Source organism: Corticimicrobacter sp., from assembly GCF_040137905.1.
Taxonomy (GTDB): Bacteria; Pseudomonadota; Gammaproteobacteria; order Burkholderiales; family Burkholderiaceae_B; genus Corticimicrobacter.
Genome location: NZ_JBEFDG010000044.1, coordinates 57,043 through 77,343 on the forward strand (window position 1 = coordinate 57,043; position 20,301 = coordinate 77,343).

General features: G+C 62.9%; 19 protein-coding genes. 13 read left to right on the forward strand and 6 right to left on the reverse strand.

All coding sequences use genetic code 11. From position 1 onward, the window contains the following. Positions 1-20: 20 nt before the first annotated feature. Genes mutL through ABN482_RS07695 form a run of 3 tightly spaced genes read left to right on the forward strand, consistent with a single transcriptional unit; the run spans position 21 to position 3,443 of the window. Complete coding sequence (mutL, locus tag ABN482_RS07685) at positions 21-1,988, forward strand: DNA mismatch repair endonuclease MutL (RefSeq protein WP_349503432.1); 1,968 nt, start codon at positions 21-23, stop codon at positions 1,986-1,988. A gap of 46 nt (positions 1,989-2,034) precedes the next feature. Beyond that, on the forward strand, positions 2,035-3,006 hold the full coding sequence (gene miaA / locus ABN482_RS07690) for a tRNA (adenosine(37)-N6)-dimethylallyltransferase MiaA (protein WP_349503433.1): 972 nt from the start codon (positions 2,035-2,037) through the stop codon (positions 3,004-3,006). A gap of 50 nt (positions 3,007-3,056) precedes the next feature. Beyond that, a complete protein-coding gene (locus ABN482_RS07695) occupies positions 3,057-3,443 on the forward strand; it encodes a VOC family protein (protein WP_349503434.1) in 387 nt (128 codons plus the stop codon). Positions 3,444-3,450: 7 nt separating this feature from the next. Here the strand turns inward: ABN482_RS07695 and ABN482_RS07700 are convergent, their stop codons facing one another. Both ABN482_RS07700 and purM read right to left on the reverse strand, forming a co-directional pair. Beyond that, positions 3,451-3,891 carry a hypothetical protein gene (locus ABN482_RS07700; protein WP_349503435.1) on the reverse strand — a complete coding sequence of 147 codons (441 nt, stop codon included), beginning with the start codon at positions 3,889-3,891 and terminating at the stop codon, positions 3,451-3,453. Between the two features lie 66 nt (positions 3,892-3,957). Further along, positions 3,958-5,007 (reverse strand): phosphoribosylformylglycinamidine cyclo-ligase, encoded by a 1,050-nt coding sequence (gene purM / locus ABN482_RS07705; protein WP_349503436.1) that lies wholly within the window; start codon positions 5,005-5,007, stop codon positions 3,958-3,960. Positions 5,008-5,102: 95 nt separating this feature from the next. Between purM and hda the strand changes: the two genes are divergently transcribed. From hda to folK, 4 genes are read left to right on the forward strand one after another with little or no spacing between them, the layout of a single operon-like run. After that, positions 5,103-5,804, forward strand: coding sequence for a DnaA regulatory inactivator Hda (gene hda / locus ABN482_RS07710; RefSeq protein ID WP_349503437.1), 702 nt, complete (start codon positions 5,103-5,105; stop codon positions 5,802-5,804). Beyond that, the gene (locus tag ABN482_RS07715) at positions 5,801-6,520 is read left to right on the forward strand and encodes an HAD family hydrolase (RefSeq protein WP_349503438.1); all 720 of its coding nucleotides are present in this window, start codon (positions 5,801-5,803) and stop codon (positions 6,518-6,520) included. Before hda ends, ABN482_RS07715 begins: the two co-directional genes overlap by 4 nt. Next, positions 6,517-7,893, forward strand: coding sequence for a polynucleotide adenylyltransferase PcnB (gene pcnB, locus ABN482_RS07720; protein ID WP_349503439.1), 1,377 nt, complete (start codon positions 6,517-6,519; stop codon positions 7,891-7,893). The genes ABN482_RS07715 and pcnB overlap by 4 nt, the downstream gene beginning before the upstream one ends. A gap of 11 nt (positions 7,894-7,904) precedes the next feature. After that, the gene (folK, locus tag ABN482_RS07725) at positions 7,905-8,489 is read left to right on the forward strand and encodes a 2-amino-4-hydroxy-6-hydroxymethyldihydropteridine diphosphokinase (RefSeq protein WP_349503440.1); all 585 of its coding nucleotides are present in this window, start codon (positions 7,905-7,907) and stop codon (positions 8,487-8,489) included. 9 nt (positions 8,490-8,498) lie between these two features. On the opposite strand, the gene ABN482_RS07730 is transcribed toward folK, so the two are convergent. From ABN482_RS07730 to ABN482_RS07745, 4 genes are all read right to left on the reverse strand, one after another. Beyond that, positions 8,499-9,539 (reverse strand): sensor domain-containing diguanylate cyclase, encoded by a 1,041-nt coding sequence (locus tag ABN482_RS07730; RefSeq protein ID WP_349503441.1) that lies wholly within the window; start codon positions 9,537-9,539, stop codon positions 8,499-8,501. A 58-nt stretch (positions 9,540-9,597) separates the two neighbouring features. Then, positions 9,598-9,927, reverse strand: coding sequence for a hypothetical protein (locus ABN482_RS07735; RefSeq protein WP_349503442.1), 330 nt, complete (start codon positions 9,925-9,927; stop codon positions 9,598-9,600). Between the two features lie 171 nt (positions 9,928-10,098). Then, the gene (locus ABN482_RS07740) at positions 10,099-11,628 is read right to left on the reverse strand and encodes a fumarate hydratase (protein ID WP_349503443.1); all 1,530 of its coding nucleotides are present in this window, start codon (positions 11,626-11,628) and stop codon (positions 10,099-10,101) included. A gap of 35 nt (positions 11,629-11,663) precedes the next feature. Further along, positions 11,664-13,796 carry an LTA synthase family protein gene (locus ABN482_RS07745; protein ID WP_349503444.1) on the reverse strand — a complete coding sequence of 711 codons (2,133 nt, stop codon included), beginning with the start codon at positions 13,794-13,796 and terminating at the stop codon, positions 11,664-11,666. Positions 13,797-13,918: 122 nt separating this feature from the next. Between ABN482_RS07745 and ABN482_RS07750 the strand changes: the two genes are divergently transcribed. From ABN482_RS07750 to ABN482_RS07775, 6 genes are all read left to right on the forward strand, one after another. Further along, positions 13,919-14,293 (forward strand): diacylglycerol kinase, encoded by a 375-nt coding sequence (locus ABN482_RS07750; protein WP_349503445.1) that lies wholly within the window; start codon positions 13,919-13,921, stop codon positions 14,291-14,293. A 77-nt stretch (positions 14,294-14,370) separates the two neighbouring features. Beyond that, on the forward strand, positions 14,371-15,774 hold the full coding sequence (gene leuC, locus ABN482_RS07755) for a 3-isopropylmalate dehydratase large subunit (RefSeq protein ID WP_349503446.1): 1,404 nt from the start codon (positions 14,371-14,373) through the stop codon (positions 15,772-15,774). An 8-nt stretch (positions 15,775-15,782) separates the two neighbouring features. Then, positions 15,783-16,451: a 3-isopropylmalate dehydratase small subunit gene (gene leuD / locus ABN482_RS07760; protein ID WP_109061807.1), complete on the forward strand. Its 669-nt coding sequence runs from the start codon at positions 15,783-15,785 to the stop codon at positions 16,449-16,451. Positions 16,452-16,506: 55 nt separating this feature from the next. After that, on the forward strand, positions 16,507-17,583 hold the full coding sequence (gene leuB, locus ABN482_RS07765; RefSeq protein WP_349503447.1) for a 3-isopropylmalate dehydrogenase: 1,077 nt from the start codon (positions 16,507-16,509) through the stop codon (positions 17,581-17,583). 105 nt (positions 17,584-17,688) lie between these two features. Further along, a complete protein-coding gene (gene asd, locus ABN482_RS07770; RefSeq protein ID WP_349503448.1) occupies positions 17,689-18,819 on the forward strand; it encodes an aspartate-semialdehyde dehydrogenase in 1,131 nt (376 codons plus the stop codon). 13 nt (positions 18,820-18,832) lie between these two features. Further along, on the forward strand, positions 18,833-20,299 hold the full coding sequence (locus ABN482_RS07775) for a type IV pilus assembly protein FimV (RefSeq protein ID WP_349503449.1): 1,467 nt from the start codon (positions 18,833-18,835) through the stop codon (positions 20,297-20,299). Positions 20,300-20,301: the final 2 nt, after the last annotated feature.

Genomic DNA, 20,301 nt, shown 5'->3' on the forward strand with positions numbered 1-20,301 from the left:
GCTGAGAATATAATGGCGGGATGACCCAACCCGCTCAGACTCCGCGCCGTTCCATCACGGCGCTGCCCGATTTGCTCGTCAGCCAGATTGCCGCTGGCGAAGTCATTGAACGCCCCGCTTCCGTACTCAAGGAACTGGTCGAGAACGCCCTCGACGCGGGCGCGCGCACCATTGACATCCGCCTGGAAGGCGGCGGCATTCGCCGCCTTGCCATCACCGACGATGGCTTTGGCATCCCCCCCGAAGAGCTGGCGCTGGCGCTGACGCGCCACGCCACCAGCAAGATACGCTCCCTGGCCGAACTCGAATCGGTAAACTCCATGGGCTTTCGCGGCGAGGCCCTGGCCTCAATCGCTTCGGTCGCCCAGGTCACCCTGATCTCGCGCACCCGCGACGGCGCCCATGCCTGGCAGTTGCAACCGCCTTCCCTCGAACCGGAGCCGGCATCCGGCCCGCCCGGCACGACCGTGGATGTCAGGCAGTTGTTCGACCGCGTGCCGGCACGCCGCAAGTTCCTGCGCTCGGAGACCACGGAGCAGTCGCACTGTGTTGCCGCCGCCGAGCGGATCGCACTGGCGCATCCTGGTATCGCGTTTCGCATCTTCGTCAATGACAAGGCCTATCGACAGTGGCTGCCCGCCACGCCACTGCAGCGCATCCGCGATGTGCTGGGCCTCGAATTCGGGCAGGAATGCCTGGAAGTCGAGGCTGCCAATGGCCTGATCAGCCTGGGCGGCATGGTGATACGACCCACTGCGGCACGGGCCCGCACCGACCGCCAGTACCTGTACGTCAATGGCCGTTTCGTGCGTGACCGTACCGTCTCGCATGCACTGCGCAGTGCCTATGCCGACGTGCTGCATGGCGACCGTCAGCCCGCCTTCGTCCTGTTTCTGGACATCGATCCGGCCACGGTCGATGTCAACGTCCACCCGGCCAAGCATGAGGTCCGGTTCCGCGACAGCGGTGCCGTACACCGTTTTGTCGCCCATACGGTGGGGCAGACGCTGGCCTCGGCCACTTCGGCACAGGGACAGCAGGATGCCGCCGCACAGGCCACCATTGCCGTGGATGATGCGCAGGCTGAACGTGTCGCCAGCCATCCGACACCGGCGCAACGTGCACCGCATGTCCAGATGCCATTGAGCGCACGCCCTGTGCCGTTCAACGCCAGCCAGGCGCAAGAATGGAGCCGCTTTTACCAGCCCCTGTCGAATGCCGGTACAGCCTCTGTGAGCAGCCAGCCATCCGGCGCGCCTCAGCCGGCCCCCGCGCCCCTTTCCCAGACAGCCGCTCCCTCGCCCTTCCTGCGCGAACCAGCACCAGCCTATGCACCGCTTCCAGCCTCGTCCATGCCGGCAACACCCTCCCTGTCACCGCCCGCGACGCAGGCTGCGCTCGACACCTTGCCACTGGGATTGGCGCTGGGTCAATTGCATGGCATCTATATCCTTGCGCAGAACGCTCGAGGACTGGTTCTGGTGGACATGCATGCGGCACACGAGCGCATTGTGTACGAGCGCCTCAAGCAGGCACACGACGCCCAGGACATGCCTGTCCAGGCTCTGCTGGTGCCGGTCGTGTTCCATGCGCCGGAATCCGATATCGCCCTGGTCGAAGAACACCAGGAAGCCTTGTCCGGTCTGGGCTTCGAGATGCGTCCGGCGGGACCCGGCAGCATCGCGGTACGTGCCGTTCCGGCCCCGCTGACCCAGGCCGACATCGAAACACTGGCCCGTGCCGTCCTGCGCGATCTTGCCGATGTCGGCGTTTCTCGCAAGTTGACCGAACAACGCAATGAACTGCTCTCGACCATGGCCTGCCATGGTTCGGTGCGTGCCAATCGCCAGCTGACACTGCCGGAGATGAATGCACTGCTGCGCCAGATGGAGGCCACCGAGCGTTCGGATCAGTGCAACCATGGCCGCCCGACCTGGATACAGTGGTCCCTCGGCGAGCTGGACAAGCTGTTTCTTCGCGGCCAGTAGACACCATGCCAGCCTGTTCACGCCCCCAGACCTTTACAGCATGCGCATGACCCACTCCCAGGATGCCCACGGTCCCTTACCCATACTCTGCCTTGCCGGCCCCACGGCTGCCGGCAAGAGCGCCTCGGTGCGTGCGCTGGCATCACGCTGGCCCATCGACATCATCAACGTCGATTCCGCGACGATCTATACCGGCATGGATATCGGCACGGCCAAGCCGGACCAGGAAGAACGCAGCCAGCTCCGGCATCACCTGCTCGATATACGCGACCCGGCCCAGGCCTATTCGGCAGCCGAATTTCGCCAGGATGCCCTGACGCTGGTCGAACGCACCCGGGCAGCCGGCCGCATTCCCGTACTGGCAGGTGGCACCATGCTGTATTTCAAGGCATTGCGCGAAGGCCTCGACGATCTGCCTCAGGCGGATCCGGCGTTGCGCGCAGACCTGGATCGCCAGGCCGCCGAACGCGGCTGGCCGGCCCTGCATGCAGACCTGCGCCAGCTTGACCCGACCACCGCCGAACGGCTCGCGCCGAACGACAGCCAGCGCATCCAGCGCGCCCTCGAAATCTGCCTGCTGGCCGGTCGCCCCATGTCCGATCTACTCACCGACCCGGCACAGCGCCCTGCGGCAGATACCCGCTGGCAATTCGTGACCATCAGCCTGGAGCCATCCGACCGTCTGGTACTGCACCGACGCATCGCACAACGCTTCGGCAGCATGCTGACCAACGGGCTGATAGACGAGGTAGCCCAACTCAGGCAGCGGCCGGACCTCCACCCGGGCCTGCCCTCCATCCGCTGCGTGGGCTATCGGCAAATCTGGTCATACCTGGCAGGCGAGGTCAGCCTGCATACTGCCGAGGAACAGGCCGTGGCAGCCACCCGACAGCTCGCCAAGCGCCAGATTACCTGGCTGCGGGCACTGCCCGACCGCACGATCATTGACTGCCTGGATCCCCAGGCAGTCGCCAGACTGATCGATGCCGCGGCACCCATACTGGACAGCAGCGCGTAGTATCCTCGCGAGAGAGAGAGCAACCCGCACGCCAAGGAGCGGAAAACCGCATGATCGATCACCTGGACCATCTCGTACTCACCACCACCGATGAGCCAGCCTGCGTGCACTTCTACGTCGATATGCTCGGCATGCAGCTCGAAACATTCGGTCAGGGCCGCAAGGCATTCCGCTTCGGCAACCAGAAAATCAATCTGCACGTCAGGGGCCATGAGTTCGAGCCCAAGGCGCATTTGCCTGTCCCCGGCGCGCTGGATCTCTGCTTTATCGCAGCGATTCCCCTGGATGACGTTATTGCCAGGCTTGGCGGACGCGGTGCACACATCACTGAAGGCCCCGTCAACCGGACCGGAGCCACTGGCCCCATCCGCTCGATCTACCTGCGTGATCCGGACCTGAACCTGATCGAAATATCAGAACGGCTGCCCCTGCCCTGAGTCACAGTCATGCATGATCTGGCGATACGCGTACGGCCTTCCTGCAAATAAACGTACAAGCCGCGGCAGCCACACATCCGGGTACACCAAAGATGATGAGTACCCACATCCCCTCCGAGCCAGCCCAAACCACTTTACCGAACATGGCGGATGACATCAGCCCCACCAGTCCCATGCAGACATAGGGCAGCCAGCCCGCAGCGTGAGGTTTAAAAAAACCAGCCACCAGTCCCGTCAGGAAGGCTGGAACGATTCCAACAACATAGGCAAATATCGTTGTCAGCATCCAGCCGGAAATCACGGAGTCAAAACTGAAACCATGCTCTACGGCATCGCTAAGGATGAGAAACGGCGTCATGAGCAATGCGCCAATCGCCGGTGCCATCAGGGCGAACAAGGCCCCACAAACGATGGTTTGCCTGAACTTCGATTGAGTGTTCAGTGCCATCAGATATGGGCAGCCTTATGGCGTTCGCAGCTTTTATGATGATCCGCGCACAGTTCCAGAACAATCTTACTCGACCGTGGTCTGCGCAACACCGTCTGCGCGCTCGACGATCTCGCCCAGCGCCCAGACCGTTTCACCCTGCTCGCGCAGCGTGGCGGCAATGGCGTCGGCCTGTTGTGCATCCACCACAACGACCATGCCGATACCGCAGTTGAATACACGGTGCATTTCCTGGTCGGCAATGCCACCTTCGCGCTGCATCCAGTCAAACAACACCGGACGCGTCCAGGCGTCGCGATGCAGGCGGGCGCTGAGCGAAGACTCAAGGATACGCGGTACGTTTTCGAGCAGACCGCCGCCGGTAATGTGGGCCAGGCCCTTGATGGCCGTGCCATGCTGCGCCAGCGCCTGCAGCACCGACTTGACGTAGATGCGGGTGGGTGCCATGACCACGTCGGACAGACGCTGCCCGTGGAAGTCCTGGTCCGGTTTGGCCTGGGTGCGTTCAACCACCTTGCGCAGCAGCGAATAGCCGTTGGAGTGTGCACCACTGGAGGCCAGGCCGAGCACGACATCGCCCGGACGGATGGACTTGCCATTGATCATGGCCGATTTTTCGACCGCGCCGACGGCAAAGCCGGCCAGATCGTACTCGCCCTCGGGATACATGCCGGGCATTTCGGCCGTTTCACCACCGATCAGGGCGCAGCCTGCCAGCTCGCAACCCTTGGCGATGCCGCCCACCACACGGGCGGCCGTATCTACCGACAGCTTGCCGCAGGCGAAATAATCGAGGAAGAACAGCGGCTCGGCACCCTGCACCAGAATATCGTTGACGCTCATGGCCACCAGATCGATACCCACGGTGTCATGGCAGTTCCAGTCAAAGGCCAGGCGCAGCTTGGTGCCGACACCGTCGGTGCCCGACACCAGCACCGGTTCGCGGTATTTCTGCGGCACTTCGAACAGGGCACCGAACCCACCGATGCCGGCCAGCACGCCCGGACGCATCGTCCGCGCAGCCAGGGGCTTGATACGGTCGACCAGCGCGTCGCCCGCATCGATGTCAACACCGGCATCGCGGTAGGTCAGGGGAGCATTGTTTTGAGATGTCATGAGAAAAGTCGCCAAGTATGTGACAATTGCGTATTTACACGCACAGTCTTCTATTTTACCCGGATGCGCGAAACTGTAATGCCCTGTCGCCGCACATGAACCGTCAACTCGTCCTGGATGTCCTGCCGGCACCCGGTGCCACCCTCGAAAACTACATCGCTGGCGACAATGCCGAAGCGCTGTCTGCCCTGCAGAACCTGCTGACCGGCCGGGCCGTCTATCTCTGGGGTGCCGACGGCTGTGGTCGTACGCACTTGCTGACCGCACTGTGCCAGCAGGAAGCCGGCCTGCTGCTGACGCTGGACGCTTCTGCCGAACACATCCGCACCATCGCCGACACCGATGCAACGACCCACCTGCCAAGACTGCTGGCCGTGGACGACCTGCACCGCATGGATGCAGACCAGCAGGCCGCCGTGTTCGCGCTCTACAACCGCTGGCGTGCCTCGGCCGCCTCGCCGCAGGGTTTTGCCCTGGCCGTGGCCGGCAACCAGGCACCGATGGCCATGCCATTGCGCGAAGACCTGCGCACCCGCCTCGGCTGGGACCTGGTCTTCCGGCTGACGCCGCTGTCCGACGCCGACAAGCGCCATGCCCTCGAAACCCAGGCAGCAGCACGCGGCCTGCAACTCTCGCCCGAAGTGCTGAACTGGATCCTGACCCACTACGAACGCGACATGCGCCGCCTGAGCGCCCTGCTTGATGCGCTTGATCGTTACTCCCTGGCCACCCGGCGCGCCATTACTGTGCCTTTGCTGCGCGCCATGCTGGCCGACCCCAATACCACCGTCGCATGAACACTACGCTCTCCCTCTCGCCCGGCACCCGGCTGGCGCTGTTCGACCTGGACCATACGCTGCTGCCGCTCGACAGTGATTACCAGTGGGCCGATTTCCTGGCCGGCAGCGGCCATGCCGGCGACCCTGCCACAGCGCGTCGCCGCAACGATGAGCTGATGGACCGCTACAACCAGGGCAACCTGACGGCAGCCGAATCCGCCGAGTTCATGCTTGGCCTGCTGGCCGGGCATCGCCCCAGCGACCTGGCGGCATGGCATGAAACCTTCATGCGCGACATCATCCGCCCGGCCATTCAGCCGCAGGCACTGGCACTGGTGGAGTCACACCTTGCCGCCGGAGACCTGTGCCTGATCGTGACAGCCACCAACACCTTTGTCACCGAGCCCATCGCCCGTGCGTTCGGTATTCCTCACCTGATCGGTGCCACGCCCGAATATCGCAACGGCCGCTATACCGGCCGCCTGCTCGGCACCCCCAGTTTCCGCGAAGGCAAAATCGTGCGCGTAGAGCAATGGCTGACTGCCCACGACCTGTCCTTCGACCAGTTCGAAAAGACTTTCTTCTACAGCGATTCGATCAACGACCTGCCACTGCTGGAGCGCGTCAGCGATCCCGTGGCAGCCAACCCCAGCCCGGCACTGCGCGCCATCGCGCAGGAACATGGCTGGCGCATCCTGGATCTGTTCGATCATCACGAAGACCAAAAATCATGAGCACCCTGAAACGCATCGTCCGCAAGATCCTCACCCTGGGCAAGGCAGACAAGCCACGCATCATTTCGCGCCAGGAGCACGGCATCGACCGGCGGCTGGTGTCGCGTCATGCCATCAAGGTCTGCGAAGTGCTGCAGCAGGCCGGTTACGAAGCCTATGTCGTCGGTGGTGCGGTACGCGACCTGATCTCGGGACTGGAACCCAAGGATTTCGACGTGGCCACCAATGCCACGCCGGAGCAGGTTCGCCCGCTGTTTCGCCGCGCTCTGATCATTGGTCGCCGCTTCAAGCTGGTACACGTCGTGTTTGGCCGTGAAATCATCGAGACATCGACATTCCGCGCACCGGCTGCGCAGGAAGGCGAGAATACGGACGAGCATGGCCGCATTCTGCGCGACAACGTCTTCGGCACCAAGGAAGAGGACGCCGCCCGGCGCGATTTCACCCTCAATGCGCTGTTCTACGACCCGCTCACCGAGAACGTGATCGACTATCACGATGGCGTGGCCGACCTCAAGAGCAAGGTCGTGCGCATCATCGGTGATGCCGCCACGCGCTATCGCGAGGACCCCGTTCGGATGCTGCGTGCCGTGCGCTTCTCGGCCAAGCTCAACGCCACGATCGATCCGGCCACCCGTGCACCCATCAGCGAACTGGCGCACCTGATCGGCAATGTGCCGTCATCGCGCCTGTTCGATGAAATGCTCAAGCTGCTGACCTGCGGCCATGCCCTGGACTGCCTCAAGCAATTGCGCGATGAAGGTCTGCACCAGGGTCTGCTGCCGTTGCTCGATGTCGTTCTGGAGCAGCCGGGGGGGGCCCGTTTCGTACAGATCGCCCTGGAACGCACCGATGCCCGCGTGCGCAGCGGCAAGACAATCAGTCCCAGTTTCCTGTTTGCCGCCCTGCTCTGGCAGCAGGTCGAGACACGCTGGCATCGCCTGCGCGCATTGGGCGAGCACAGCATTCCTGCACTGTCGCAGGCAGCCGACTCGGTGCTGGAAGAACAGACCAGCAAGCTCGCCATCCAGAAACGCTATATTTCCGATATGCGCGAAATCTGGTTCATGCAGCCTCGCTTCGAACGGCGGGGCGGCAAGGGTATGGGCCGCATGCTGGAACAGCCGCGCTTCCGGGCCGCCTGCGACTTCCTGCAACTGCGTGCCGCCAGCGGCGAATTCGACAGCGTGCAGGCGCAATGGTGGATGGACCTGGCCAATGGCGATGACATCACGCGTGGCGAAATGATCGAGGCACTGGCCAGCCTGCCCGACGCTGAACAGGCACCTGTCAGCAGTCGCAAGCGCCGTCGTCGGCCACGCCGCCAGCCGGCAGCCGCCGGTGCGGCCACGCCCCAGACCCCTGACGCATAACACCTGCAACCATGTCAGCGGAACGCACCACGGGTTCTAGGCCTGTCGCCACGCCCTCCACCGGAACCCGGACACGCTCAGTTGCCTCGGTTCCCGACGAACATCCTGTCGGACATATCCAAGCCTGGATCGGCCTGGGTGCCAACCTCGGCAATCCGCTGGTCACCCTGCAGATGGCGCTGCGTGAACTCGCGCAGGCCGGTGATGTGATCGTGCAGGCCACATCACCGTTCTACCGCACCGCTCCCGTCGATTCCTCCGGCCCGGACTACGTCAATGCCGTGACGCGCATTGTCACGTCCCTGGCACCCCATGTGCTGCTGGCACTGTTGCAGCGCATCGAACAGCAGCATGGCCGCCAGCGCCCCTACCAGAATGCCCCGCGCACGCTGGACCTGGATCTGCTGCTTTACGGAAAGCTCAGGATTGATGACGATACGCTGGTCGTGCCCCATCCTCGCATGCACCTGCGCGCCTTCGTGCTGCGGCCGCTGCTGGATATCGAGGAGACAGACATGATGATTGAAGGCCAGCCACTGCAGCAATGGCTGGCACGCCTCGGCGACACCCAGCCACTGCAGAAGCTTCCTGCCTGACACCCTGAGTCAGGACACGTACCTGAGCCGCTTGCGTCGTTGCTTGACCTGATACATCTGGTGATCTGCCAGGCGGACGGCCTCTTCCGGTGAAACCGTATCCGCAGCCAAGGCCACCACACCGACACTGGCCCCTGCATACTGCACTTCGCCATAGCCAGAACCCAGTTCATACAGACCTACACCTGACTCGGCAAGCCGCAGTTGCAGCGCCAGGACGGCCTGCTGCCGTTCCCCGATCATTTCATCACCGGAAGACAGGTTGCCCAGCGAGAGCACCACGAACTCATCTCCGCCCGTACGTGCCAGGAAATCCCCTGCCCGCAGGCTGCTCTTCATGCGTCCCGCAATCTGGGACAGGAAAAGGTCCCCCGCCTCATGCCCCAGCGAATCGTTGATCGCCTTGAAATCATCCAGGTCGACCACGCCCACGATCACGCAGGCCTTTTCCCGTCGGGCCAGCGCTATCATGCGTGATAGCGCATCGAACATGGCACGGAGATTGGGCAGGCCGGTCAATGCATCCGTCATCGCCTGACTGGAGAGTTCATCGTTGGCACTCTGCAATTGCGCCAGCAGTTGCTCGCGTTCCATCGAGAAAGCCAACAAGCCGGAGAGCAGCAGCAAAATCGGTTCGGCCTCGCTCGACCAGCCCATGCGAGAAGCACTGGCACCGCATACAGTCCCCAGCACCCGCCCGTCATGAGCCTTGATGGGCGCGCTGACGTAGGTCTGGATCCCCAGGGCCTTCGCTGCATCGGAGTCGCCCCAGCATTCCGCCACATTGTCGGTATAGGGCCGATCTTCTTCCAGCGCCCGCTTGCATAGCGTATCTGCCCAAGGCACTGCCAGCCCCTCGGGAATGGTCATCTCTCCGGCATTCCGGGCAAACTCAACCCTCTGGATATCTTTATCCGTATCGATCACCGTCAGGTAGGTCGACTCCAGTCCCGTCACACGTCCCAGCAGCGCCAGCAAGGGTCGCGCCAGTTGCTCCAGGGACTGGGCCCTGTGCACGGTATCAGTCAGAACAGAAAGGACGGGATCCATGACATGCCCTTGAAAACAGGCAGCAGGAGAAAGCGATCTGCGCTGCTGCCCTGGCCACTCAATCCATGTTTTTCTTGGTGGCAACAATATCGCGTTCTTCAACATTCACGCCATAGAACGTATAGCTCTTGTCGTTTTCGTCCACCAGCTTGATGTCGAATATGGGGTTATCGTAATTGGTCAGGGTAATTCGGATCTCCTCACCGCTTTCGAGAATGTCCTCTTCCATGACATCTTCTTCCCAATCGGTGGTCGATTGCGGACTGACGTAGACAAAATAGATATCGACACCGGTCTTGTTCTTGATGTCGACGTAATATTCCGCGGCAGTGGCGACAGCCGACAGACAGAACATCATGCAGGCGACCGACAGTTGCTTCAAACGCATAAGGTTTTCCTCGTTCCCATTTCAAAAAAAGAAATAGTATTACGATTCAACGCAGAATGGGCGACAAAAAGCATCAGATCACGTGTATTGACAGTCTGAAGCGAGCCGCCCACTCCCACGCGGACTGATCCTGCTGCCGCGCATGGGAGTGAGCAGGCCAGTGCTTCGATGTCAGGCCGGAGCCGTCTCCGCAGGTGCCTGTGCAATCAGCGCCTGCCATTTTTTCGGGCCGGTCGTATGCACGGACTCGCCCTTGGCATCGACCGCCACCGTCACCGGCATATCCTTGACGTCGAACTCGTAGATGGCTTCCATGCCGAGATCTGCGAAGGCCAGTACCCTGGCGTGCTTGATTGCCTTGGAAACCAGATAGGCCGCTCCCCCGACTGCCATCAGGTAAGCAGACTGGTGCTTGCGAATGGCCTCGATGGCAACCGGGCCGCGCTCGGACTTGCCGATCATCGAGATCAGGCCGGTGTTGGCCAGCATCATCTCGGTGAACTTGTCCATGCGGGTCGCCGTCGTCGGGCCGGCCGGACCAACCACCTCGTCACGCACCGGATCAACCGGACCGACGTAATAGATCACACGGTTGGTGAAGTCCACCGGCAGTTTCTCGCCCTTGGCCAGCATGTCCTGGATGCGTTTGTGGGCAGCGTCGCGCCCCGTCAGCATCTTGCCTGACAGCAACAGGGTCTCGCCCGGCTGCCAGCTTGCGACCTCTTCGCGGGTCAGCGTGTCGAGGTTGACCTGGCGCGACTTGTTGTAGTCGGGTGCCCAGTGCACATCGGGCCACTCCGAGAGCGAGGGCGGCGTCAGTGCTGCCGGGCCGGAACCATCGAGCACGAAATGGGCGTGGCGGGTCGCAGCACAGTTCGGAATCATGGCGACCGGCTTGGAAGCCGCATGCGTCGGGAAGGTATGGATCTTGACGTCGAGCACTGTGGTCAGGCCACCCAGGCCCTGTGCACCGATCCCCAGAGCATTGACCTTTTCGTACAGTTCGATGCGCAGTTCTTCCAGCTTGTTCTGCGGTCCGCGCTCCAGCAGTTCGAACATGTCGATATCGTCCATCAGCGACTGCTTGGCCATGAGCATGGCACGCTCGGCCGTACCGCCCACGCCAATGCCGAGAATGCCTGGTGGGCACCAGCCGGCCCCCATGGTCGGTACGGTCTTGAGCACCCAATCGACCACTGAGTCACTGGGATTGAGCATCACGAACTTGGACTTGTTTTCGGAGCCGCCGCCCTTGGCAGCCAGTTGCACGTCGACGGTGTTACCAGGCACCAGCTCGACGTGCAGGATACAGGGCGTATTGTCGCGGGTATTGCGACGCGCAAACAGCGGATCGTCCAGCACCGAGGCGCGCAAGGGGTTGTCCGGATGCGTATAGCCACGCCGCACGCCTTCGTCGCACAGTTCCTGCAAGCTCCGACAGGATTCGAAGCGCACGTCCATGCCGACCTTCAGGAAGACATTGACGATACCCGTATCCTGGCACAGCGGACGGCGACCTTCGGCACACATACGCGAATTGGTCAGGATCTGGGCCATGGCGTCGCGCGCCGCCGGGCTCTGCTCGCGCTCGTAGGCACGCGCCAGGTGGCGAATGTAGTCTACCGGATGGTAGTAGCTCATGAACTGGATGCCATCCGCGATTGACTGGATGAAATCCTCTTCTTTGATGATGACGGACATTAGGTTCTCCACACCCGTTTATAAAGACTGCCAGTTTACTGTAGTGCCTCGCTGCGGATGCGCCAGTCCCGCAATGCCAGCCCGGCACGCTCGCGCTGCCAGAGCAGCACCAGTTCAGGCGAAGGCTGTATGGTGGGTTTCAGTTGCCCAGTCGCATCCCATTCGTAATAAGTCGGCCGCACGAAACCGGTCACGGCCCCTTGAGCGCTGATCAGGATACCCATGCCGCCCTGCCCGTCCTCGCTGATAAAAGACACAGCGGCGGGATCGGTACTGTCTGCATAGATATCGCGACCGATGCGCGGCACCCGCACGCCGGACAGGGAATGCGCCCACAGCGTGGGAAAGATATCCTGGTGGCTGACCCATTCGCCGGTATGCGCAGTCCCGCCCAGCCGATAGGCTTCGGGGATCCGCATCACGATGGGAACGCCATATTTGTAGAACAGTTGGCGGCTGTCCGGATAGGCAAAGATCGTGCGCGTATTGTGATCCCCTGTCGCGGCAAACAGCGTGTGCTCCAGCAGACCATCGCCTTCCAGGCCATCCAGGAATTCACCCAGCGCATCGCTGCTGTACTGGTAGGTTTCGAGAATCGAACGTCCGGTATCCGCATCGGTTGCCAGGGCTGCACCGAGACGCCCGGTATCGAGCCGGCCCGCCTTGTAGTGTTCCGGAATCCGGTAGGGTGGATGATTGGTCACCGACAGCATCACCAGCATGACAGGCTGCCCCTGTGCATCGGCCTGCGCCAGCAGTTCGCGACCGTAGCGGAACATCCACTCATCATCCAGTCCCCAGGTATTGGCCGTCGCCTCGGGAAAGCGCTCGCGGATTGCGCTCTCGCCCAGCACCTCGTCAAAGCCCTGCTGACGCAGCGCCACATCCAGCCGACGCCAGCTTGCCGAACCCGCAGTCAAGAAAACCGTACGGTAGCCCGCCTGACGGTATGGCAACGCCACTGCAGTGGAATAGGCATGGTAGCCATAACGGCTCTGTGTCAGCGGGGTAATCGGCGTATCCAGCAACAGCCCTTCAAGACTCGGATGGGTGCCATGCTGATACGACAGCGCCTTGCCGAAATAATCAAGCCGACCACTGTTGATCCAGGGACGCAAATGCCCCAGAACATCATTGCTTTCAGGATCGTCAAAGGTCTGCATATGCCGGCCCCAGCTTTCCATCACGGCCACCACAACATGCGGTTTGCGTGCCTGCTGCAAGGCAGCTTGCTGTGGCAGATTACGCCACAGCAAAGAGTCCGGCGAGATCCCCCTCACGGCTGCTGCACCCCCACCAGCAACATCCTCATTCTGCCCAGCAGCCAGGCCTGGCTGGCTGGCCAGCACCTGGAACACCTCATCAATGCTGCCGAAACCGTATTGCCTGAGTCCTGCGGCAGGGTCATCACCCAGGTCGGAGATCTGTCGCTCTTTCCAGGCTTGCTGCAAAGCCAATACACCACTGGGTACCAGATTGTTGGTAAACGTATCGCTGGACACTGCCATATGCATGGTCCGCAACGGAAACTTGCCCAGGCTGCCCCGGGCCAGACCAACTGTCAGTATCAGACTGCCCAGTACGATCACTGTAATCTTCCAGCCAGCCACCGGAGAGGCAGACCTCCTGCGCGCCCACCAGTACGAAACCTTCAACTGAGCAACCGTCAGCAGGATCACCCCCAGTAGCACCCGTACAACCGGAAAATCGCTCCACAGCGTCTTCAGCACTGCGCCGGTATCATCCTCAGCAAAACCGAACACCAGGCTGTTGATCGGTCCCTGATAGAACTGGAAATAGTAATAATTGACGACCATCAGCAGATTGACCAACAGCATGCTCAGCCACAGCCAGCCTTGCAACACACCATGCCAGGTGCGCTGGATACGTGTCGGCAACACGCACGCCACCATCCCCAGCAGCACGGGTATCCCCAGGAGTATGGCTAGATTCTTCAGGTCGAAACGCGCCCCTATCCAGAATGCCTGTCTCAATTCTGCAGCATCGGCCTGCCAATCCGTCGGTGCCTGCCACCACATCAGGCAGGCCCGCCCCAAGGTCAGCACCAGCGCACCAAGCACCATCAGCATCCAGTATTGCCGATTGTCCCGCAACCAGGCAGCCCAACCTGTCACGGCATCGCGCAAGGGCATGTTATTTCGTGTCATCGCTCGGTCATCAATATCCAGTCAACAGCGCGTGATTCTACCCCTTCCCATGCCGGGGCAACCCGCCCAAAGCCAACACACCCGTATAATCGCGGCGTTTCCCTATTCACTCCCTCCTGCCCATGAAAGACCCCACCAACACCGGCCTGATTCGCATCTGGCGCGCCTGCGGCAACTCCCTCAAGGGCATGCGTGCGGCCATACGGTACGAGTCCGCATTCCGGCAGGAAGCCGCCCTGTGCCTGGTCCTGATCCCCGTGGCCTGCTGGCTGGGGCGCAACGTGGTCGAGATCATCCTGCTCGTCGGCTCCTGTCTGCTGGTGCTCGCCACCGAACTGATGAACTCGGCCGTGGAAGCCGCCATCGATCGCATCGGGCTGGAACGCCACGAACTCTCCGGACGTGCCAAGGATCTGGGCTCGGCAGCGGTATTCGTCATGCTCGGCCTGGCATTGCTGACCTGGGGGCTGATTGCCTGGAGCCGCTTCGTGGGCTGAGCGGTCCCTGCTATGGCATAATCAAAGGTTCACCCTACCCTGTAGTTTCCGGCATTTGTGCCGCGAGTGATACCGCCATGGCAAGAACCCTGTACGACAAGCTCTGGGACGCCCACGTCGTCCACCAGGAACCCGATGGTACCTGTCTCCTTTATATCGACCGCCAGCTGCTGCATGAAGTGACCAGCCCGCAGGCGTTCGAGGGGCTATCCATCGCCGGCCGCAAGCCGTGGCGACTGAGCGCCAACCTGGCGGTGGCCGATCACAATGTACCCACCCAGGGCCGTGCCGAAGGCATCAGTGATCCGGTTTCGCGCCTGCAGGTCGATACGCTCGATGCCAACTGCCGCAAGTTCGGCATCACCGAATTCGACATGAGCGACCTGCGCCAGGGTATCGTCCACGTGATCGGCCCCGAACAGGGTGCGACCCTGCCTGGCATGACCGTGGTCTGCGGCGACTCGCACACCAGCACCCACGGTGCCGTCGGCGCACTGGCCTTTGGCATCGGTACTTCCGAGGTGGAGCACGTGCTGGCCACCCAGACGCTGCTCATGAAAAAGGCCCGCAACATGCTGGTCAAGGTCGAGGGCGAACTGCCCTTCGGCTGCTCGGCCAAGGACCTGATCCTGCATGTCATCGGCATCATCGGCACAGCCGGTGGTACCGGCCATGCCATCGAGTTTGCCGGCAGCACCATCCGCGCCCTGTCGGTGGAAGGTCGCATGACCGTCTGTAACATGGCCATCGAAGCCGGCGCACGCTCCGGCATGGTGGCCGTCGACGACACGACCATCGACTACTTCCGCGGCCGTCCCTTTGCACCCAGCGGTGCCATGTGGGATGCTGCCGCCGTCGAGTGGCGTACCCTGCACAGCGATCCCGGCGCGCATTTCGACCGGGTGGTGGAAGTCAACGCCCGCGACATCAAACCGCAGGTCAGCTGGGGCACCTCACCCGAAATGGTCCTGCCGGTCGATGCGCGCGTACCCGATCCCGAGCAGGAAAAAGACGACGTCAAGCGCAGCGGCATCGAACGTGCCCTCGAATACATGGGCCTCACGCCCAACACGCCACTGACCGACATCCGCATCGACAAGGTATTCATCGGCTCCTGCACCAACTCGCGCATCGAGGATCTGCGGGCCGCCGCAGCCGTGGCACGCGGCCGCAAGGTCGCGGCCAATGTCCGCCAGGCCATGGTGGTGCCGGGCTCCGGTCTGGTCAAACTGCAGGCAGAGCGTGAAGGACTGGACAAGATTTTCCTGGCAGCCGGCTTCGAGTGGCGCGAACCGGGCTGTTCGATGTGCCTGGCCATGAATGCCGACCGGCTGGAGCCGGGCGAGCGCTGTGCCTCCACCTCGAACCGCAATTTCGAAGGCCGCCAGGGCCAGGGTGGCCGCACCCACCTGGTCAGCCCCGCCATGGCGGCAGCCGCTGCCATTGCCGGTCATTTCGTCGATATCCGCACCCTGCGCTGAGGTTCAACATGGAAGCATTCACCACGCACGAAGGACTGGTCGCCCCGCTGGATCGCGAGAACGTCGATACCGATCTGATCATTCCCAAGCAGTTCCTCAAGTCGATCCAGCGCACCGGCTTCGGCCCCAACCTGTTCGACGAACTGCGCTACCTGGATCATGGCGAACCGGGCATGGACAACAGCAAGCGTCCGCTCAACCCCGAGTTCGTCCTCAACCAGCCGCGCTACCAGGGTGCAACCGTTCTCCTGGCACGCCAGAACTTCGGCTGCGGCTCCAGCCGCGAACACGCGCCCTGGGCGCTGACGCAATACGGTTTCCGGGCCATCATCGCGCCGTCCTTCGCAGACATTTTCTTCAACAACAGCTTCAAGAACGGTCTGCTGCCCATCATCCTGTCCGAGCTGGAGGTGGCCCGGCTGTTCGATGAGGTCCGGGCGTTCAACGGCTACAAGCTGCGCATCGACCTGGGCGAGCAACGCATCATCACCCCCGAGGGCCGCGCCATCGGCTTCGACGTGGATGAGTTCCGGAAATACTGCCTGCTCAACGGCTTCGACGACATCGGCCTGACCCTGCGCCAGTCCGACAAGATCCGCGCCTACGAAGCCGAGCGCCTGGCCCGCCAGCCCTGGCTCGACGCCCAGCCCATCAACATCGCGCCACAGCGCGGCTGACCCCGACCCGATCGCCGCCTGCGCAAGGATTTCTTTTTCATACCCAGGAAACACCATGAGTCATAGAATCGCAGTCCTGCCTGGTGACGGTATCGGCCCCGAAATCGTCGCCCAGGCCGTGCGCGTGCTGCAGGCACTGGACCTGCCACTGCAACTGGAAGAAGCCCCCGTGGGCGGTGCCGCCTACGAGGCGGCCGGCCATCCGTTGCCCCCCGCCACGCTGGCGCTGGCCAAAGGGGCCGATGCCGTGCTGTTCGGTGCCGTCGGCGACTGGAAATACGACTCCCTGCCCCGCGAACTGCGTCCTGAGCAGGCCATTCTTGGCCTGCGCAAGTCGCTGGGCCTGTTTGCCAACCTGCGACCGGCCGTGCTCTATCCCGAACTGGCACATGCCTCCACGCTCAAGCCCGAAGTGGTCTCGGGCCTGGACATCCTGATCCTGCGCGAACTGACCGGCGACATCTACTTCGGCACACCCCGCGGTGTGCGCGAGGCTCCCGATGGCGCATTCGCCGGCCAGCGCGAAGGCTTCGACACCATGCGCTACGCAGAGCCCGAGATCCGCCGCATCGCCCACATCGGCTTTCAGTCCGCCCGCAAGCGCAACAAGCGCCTGTGCAGCGTGGACAAGGCCAATGTGCTCGAGACCTCGCAACTGTGGCGCGATATCGTCATCGACGTGGCACGCGAATACCCCGATGTCGAGTTGTCGCACATGTACGTCGACAATGCCGCCATGCAACTGGTGCGGGCACCGCGTGAATTCGACGTGATTGTCACCGGCAACCTGTTCGGCGACATCCTGTCGGATGAGGCCGCGATGCTCACCGGCTCGATCGGCATGCTGCCCTCGGCCTCGCTCAACGAGCAAGGCCAGGGCCTGTACGAACCCAGCCACGGCTCGGCACCCGATATCGCCAACCAGGACAAGGCCAACCCGCTGGCTACCATCCTGTCGGCCGCCATGCTGCTGCGCTATTCGCTGAACCTGCCGGCCCAGGCCGACCGGATCGAGCAGGCCGTGCGCACCGTACTGGCTCAGGGATTGCGAACCGCTGATATTTATCAACCCGGTGACACCCTGGTCGGTACCCGCGCCATAGGCGATGCAGTGATTCAGGCCCTAAAATAGGCAGATCCGGCAACGACGAAGGCAACGGCTGCCCAGGGTGCCGTTGCCTGCGCCGCTAGGCGCAGCGACACACAGGTTTCTCAACTTCGACAAGCGATATTGATTATGACGCAAGCAGTGGGTCTGGTCGGCTGGCGTGGCATGGTGGGTTCTGTCCTCATGCAGCGCATGCGCGACGAAAATGATTTCTCCCTGATCGAACCGGTCTTTTTCTCCACCAGCAATGTGGGCGGTGCTGCCCCCTCCTGGGCCGATGGCGCTCCTGCCCTGCAGGATGCCTACGATATCGAGGCACTCAAGAAGCTGCCCATCATCGTGACGGCCCAGGGTGGCGACTACACCACTGCCGTATATGGCAAGCTGCGCGCAGCAGGCTGGACCGGTATCTGGATCGATGCGGCCAGCACACTGCGCATGAAAGACGATGCCATCATCGTGCTCGACCCTGTCAACCGTCCCGTGATCGACGCTGCGCTCGCGCGTGGCGTGCGCGATTTTGTCGGCGGCAACTGCACGGTCAGCTGCATGCTGATGGGCCTGGGCGGCCTGTTCCGCAACGGTCTGGTCGAATGGGGCACCAGCATGACCTACCAGGCCGCATCGGGCGGCGGTGCGCAACACATGCGCGAACTGCTCACCCAGTTCGGCCTGCTGTCGGGCGAAGTGGCCGGTGAACTGGCCGATCCCGCTGCTGCCATCCTCGACATTGATCGCAAGGTCCTGGCCAGGCAGAAGGATGCCGCCCTGCCCCACGAGCATTTTGGCGTACCGCTGGCCGGCAGCCTGATCCCCTGGATCGACAAGGATCTTGACAACGGCATGTCCCGCGAAGAATGGAAGGGCGGAGCCGAAACCAACAAGATCCTCGGGCGTGGTCCGGGCTTTGACGCCCCGGCCATTCCGTTCGATGGCCTGTGCGTGCGTATCGGTGCGATGCGCTGCCACAGCCAGGCACTCACGCTGAAGCTGACCCGCGACATTCCGCTCGACGAGATCGAAGACCTGCTGCGCAACGACAACCCCTGGGCCAAGGTCGTTCCCAATACGCGCGAGGCCACCATGCAGGACCTCACACCTGTTGCCGTAACCGGTACGCTGACCATTCCGGTCGGTCGCCTGCGCAAGCTGGCCATGGGCCCGCAATACCTGTCCGCCTTCACCGTCGGCGACCAACTGCTGTGGGGTGCAGCCGAGCCGCTGCGCCGCATGCTGCGCATCGCCCTCGGCCAGGCCTGACCCGGAGACTATCGTGACGACATCATCGACCCGCAGCACCCGCCGTTTCGTTCCCACCCTGCTGGCCCTGGCGCTGGCCTCCGCCGCGCTGGTCCAGGCCACGACTGCCGAGGCGGCGCGCATCGGCCACTCGCGGGTGGTATCGCCGCAGGGCGCGCCACTGCAGGTCGATGTGTCCGTCAACGATATCCTGCCCGGCGAAGCGGCAGGCCTGCGCATCGGCATCGCGCCCGAAAGTGCCTGGCACCAGGCTGGACTGACGCCGCCGGTGGCGCTCGACAGCCTGACCCTTGCGGCAGAGCCGGGACGCAATGCCGAAAGCCGCACTGTCCATATCCGCTCGACCCAGGCACCCACCACGCAGGCGCTGGATCTGCTGCTGGAACTCGACGCCGAGAACAACCGCCAGTATGTGCAGGTCAGTGTCCTGGTACCCGATGGTGCCCCCGTGGCACCCCGTCTCGCGACACCCGCACCGGCCACCACACCGGCCAGCCAGAATGGCCAGGGCACGGCAGGCAGCGTGCAGGTCAGGCAGGGTGATACGCTGTTCGCCATGGCTCGCCGCTACGGCCAGCCAGGTGCCAGTGAACTGCAGATGCTGGCCGCCTTCTGGCGGGCCAACCCGGATGCCTTCATCCAGAACAACATGAACCTGCTGCGCGCAGGTTCCACGCTCCGCATTCCCGATGCGGCCGAGGCACAGGCCATTTCGGCTGCCGAAGCCACCCGTCTCTACCGCGAGCAGGCCCAGGCCTTTGCGCAATATCGCGGCGACGTCGCCCGGGGCGTACGCGGCGGACAGGCCGCACTTGGTGGTCAGGCGGGCCAGGGCGCACTGTCGGGTGCCTCGGTGCGCGGTGCACAATCCGCGCCCGTCGACCAGGACCGCCTGCAACTCTCGGCCGACACGGTCACGCCGCAATCGCTGGCCGCCGCACGACAGGCACTTGAGGATGCCCGTGCCGACGCCCGCTCTGCCACCGGCGAAGCCACCCGTCAGGCGCAGGACAAGGTTGCGGAACTGGAGCGCAACATTCTCGAAATGCAGTCCCTGCTGGCCAGTCGTGGCACTGCCGATGGCAACGCCAATGCATCCGGCCAGTCTGGCAACAGCCAGACAGAATCGGCACAGGATACGGCTGCAGCCAACAACCAGACTGCCGACACAACCAGCAGCGCATCCAGCGCCATAGGCTCGACAGCCGCCAGCACCTCGCAGGCGCTGACCGGCACGGTGGCCCCCACGCCTGCTACTCCAGGTATGCTCGGCTGGCTGCTGGACAATGTCTGGCTGGCCATCGGCATCCTGCTGGCGCTGATCGCTGCCGTGGTCCTGTGGCTGATCCGTCTCGACAGCCGTAGCCGCACGCCGGCATCGCCGTATGCGTCCGAGCAGGTTCAGAGCCAGCTCAACGACATCAATCTGGATCTCGATCCCGTACCCGGCCAGAACCGTCACGATCCATCGGCGCGCTAAGG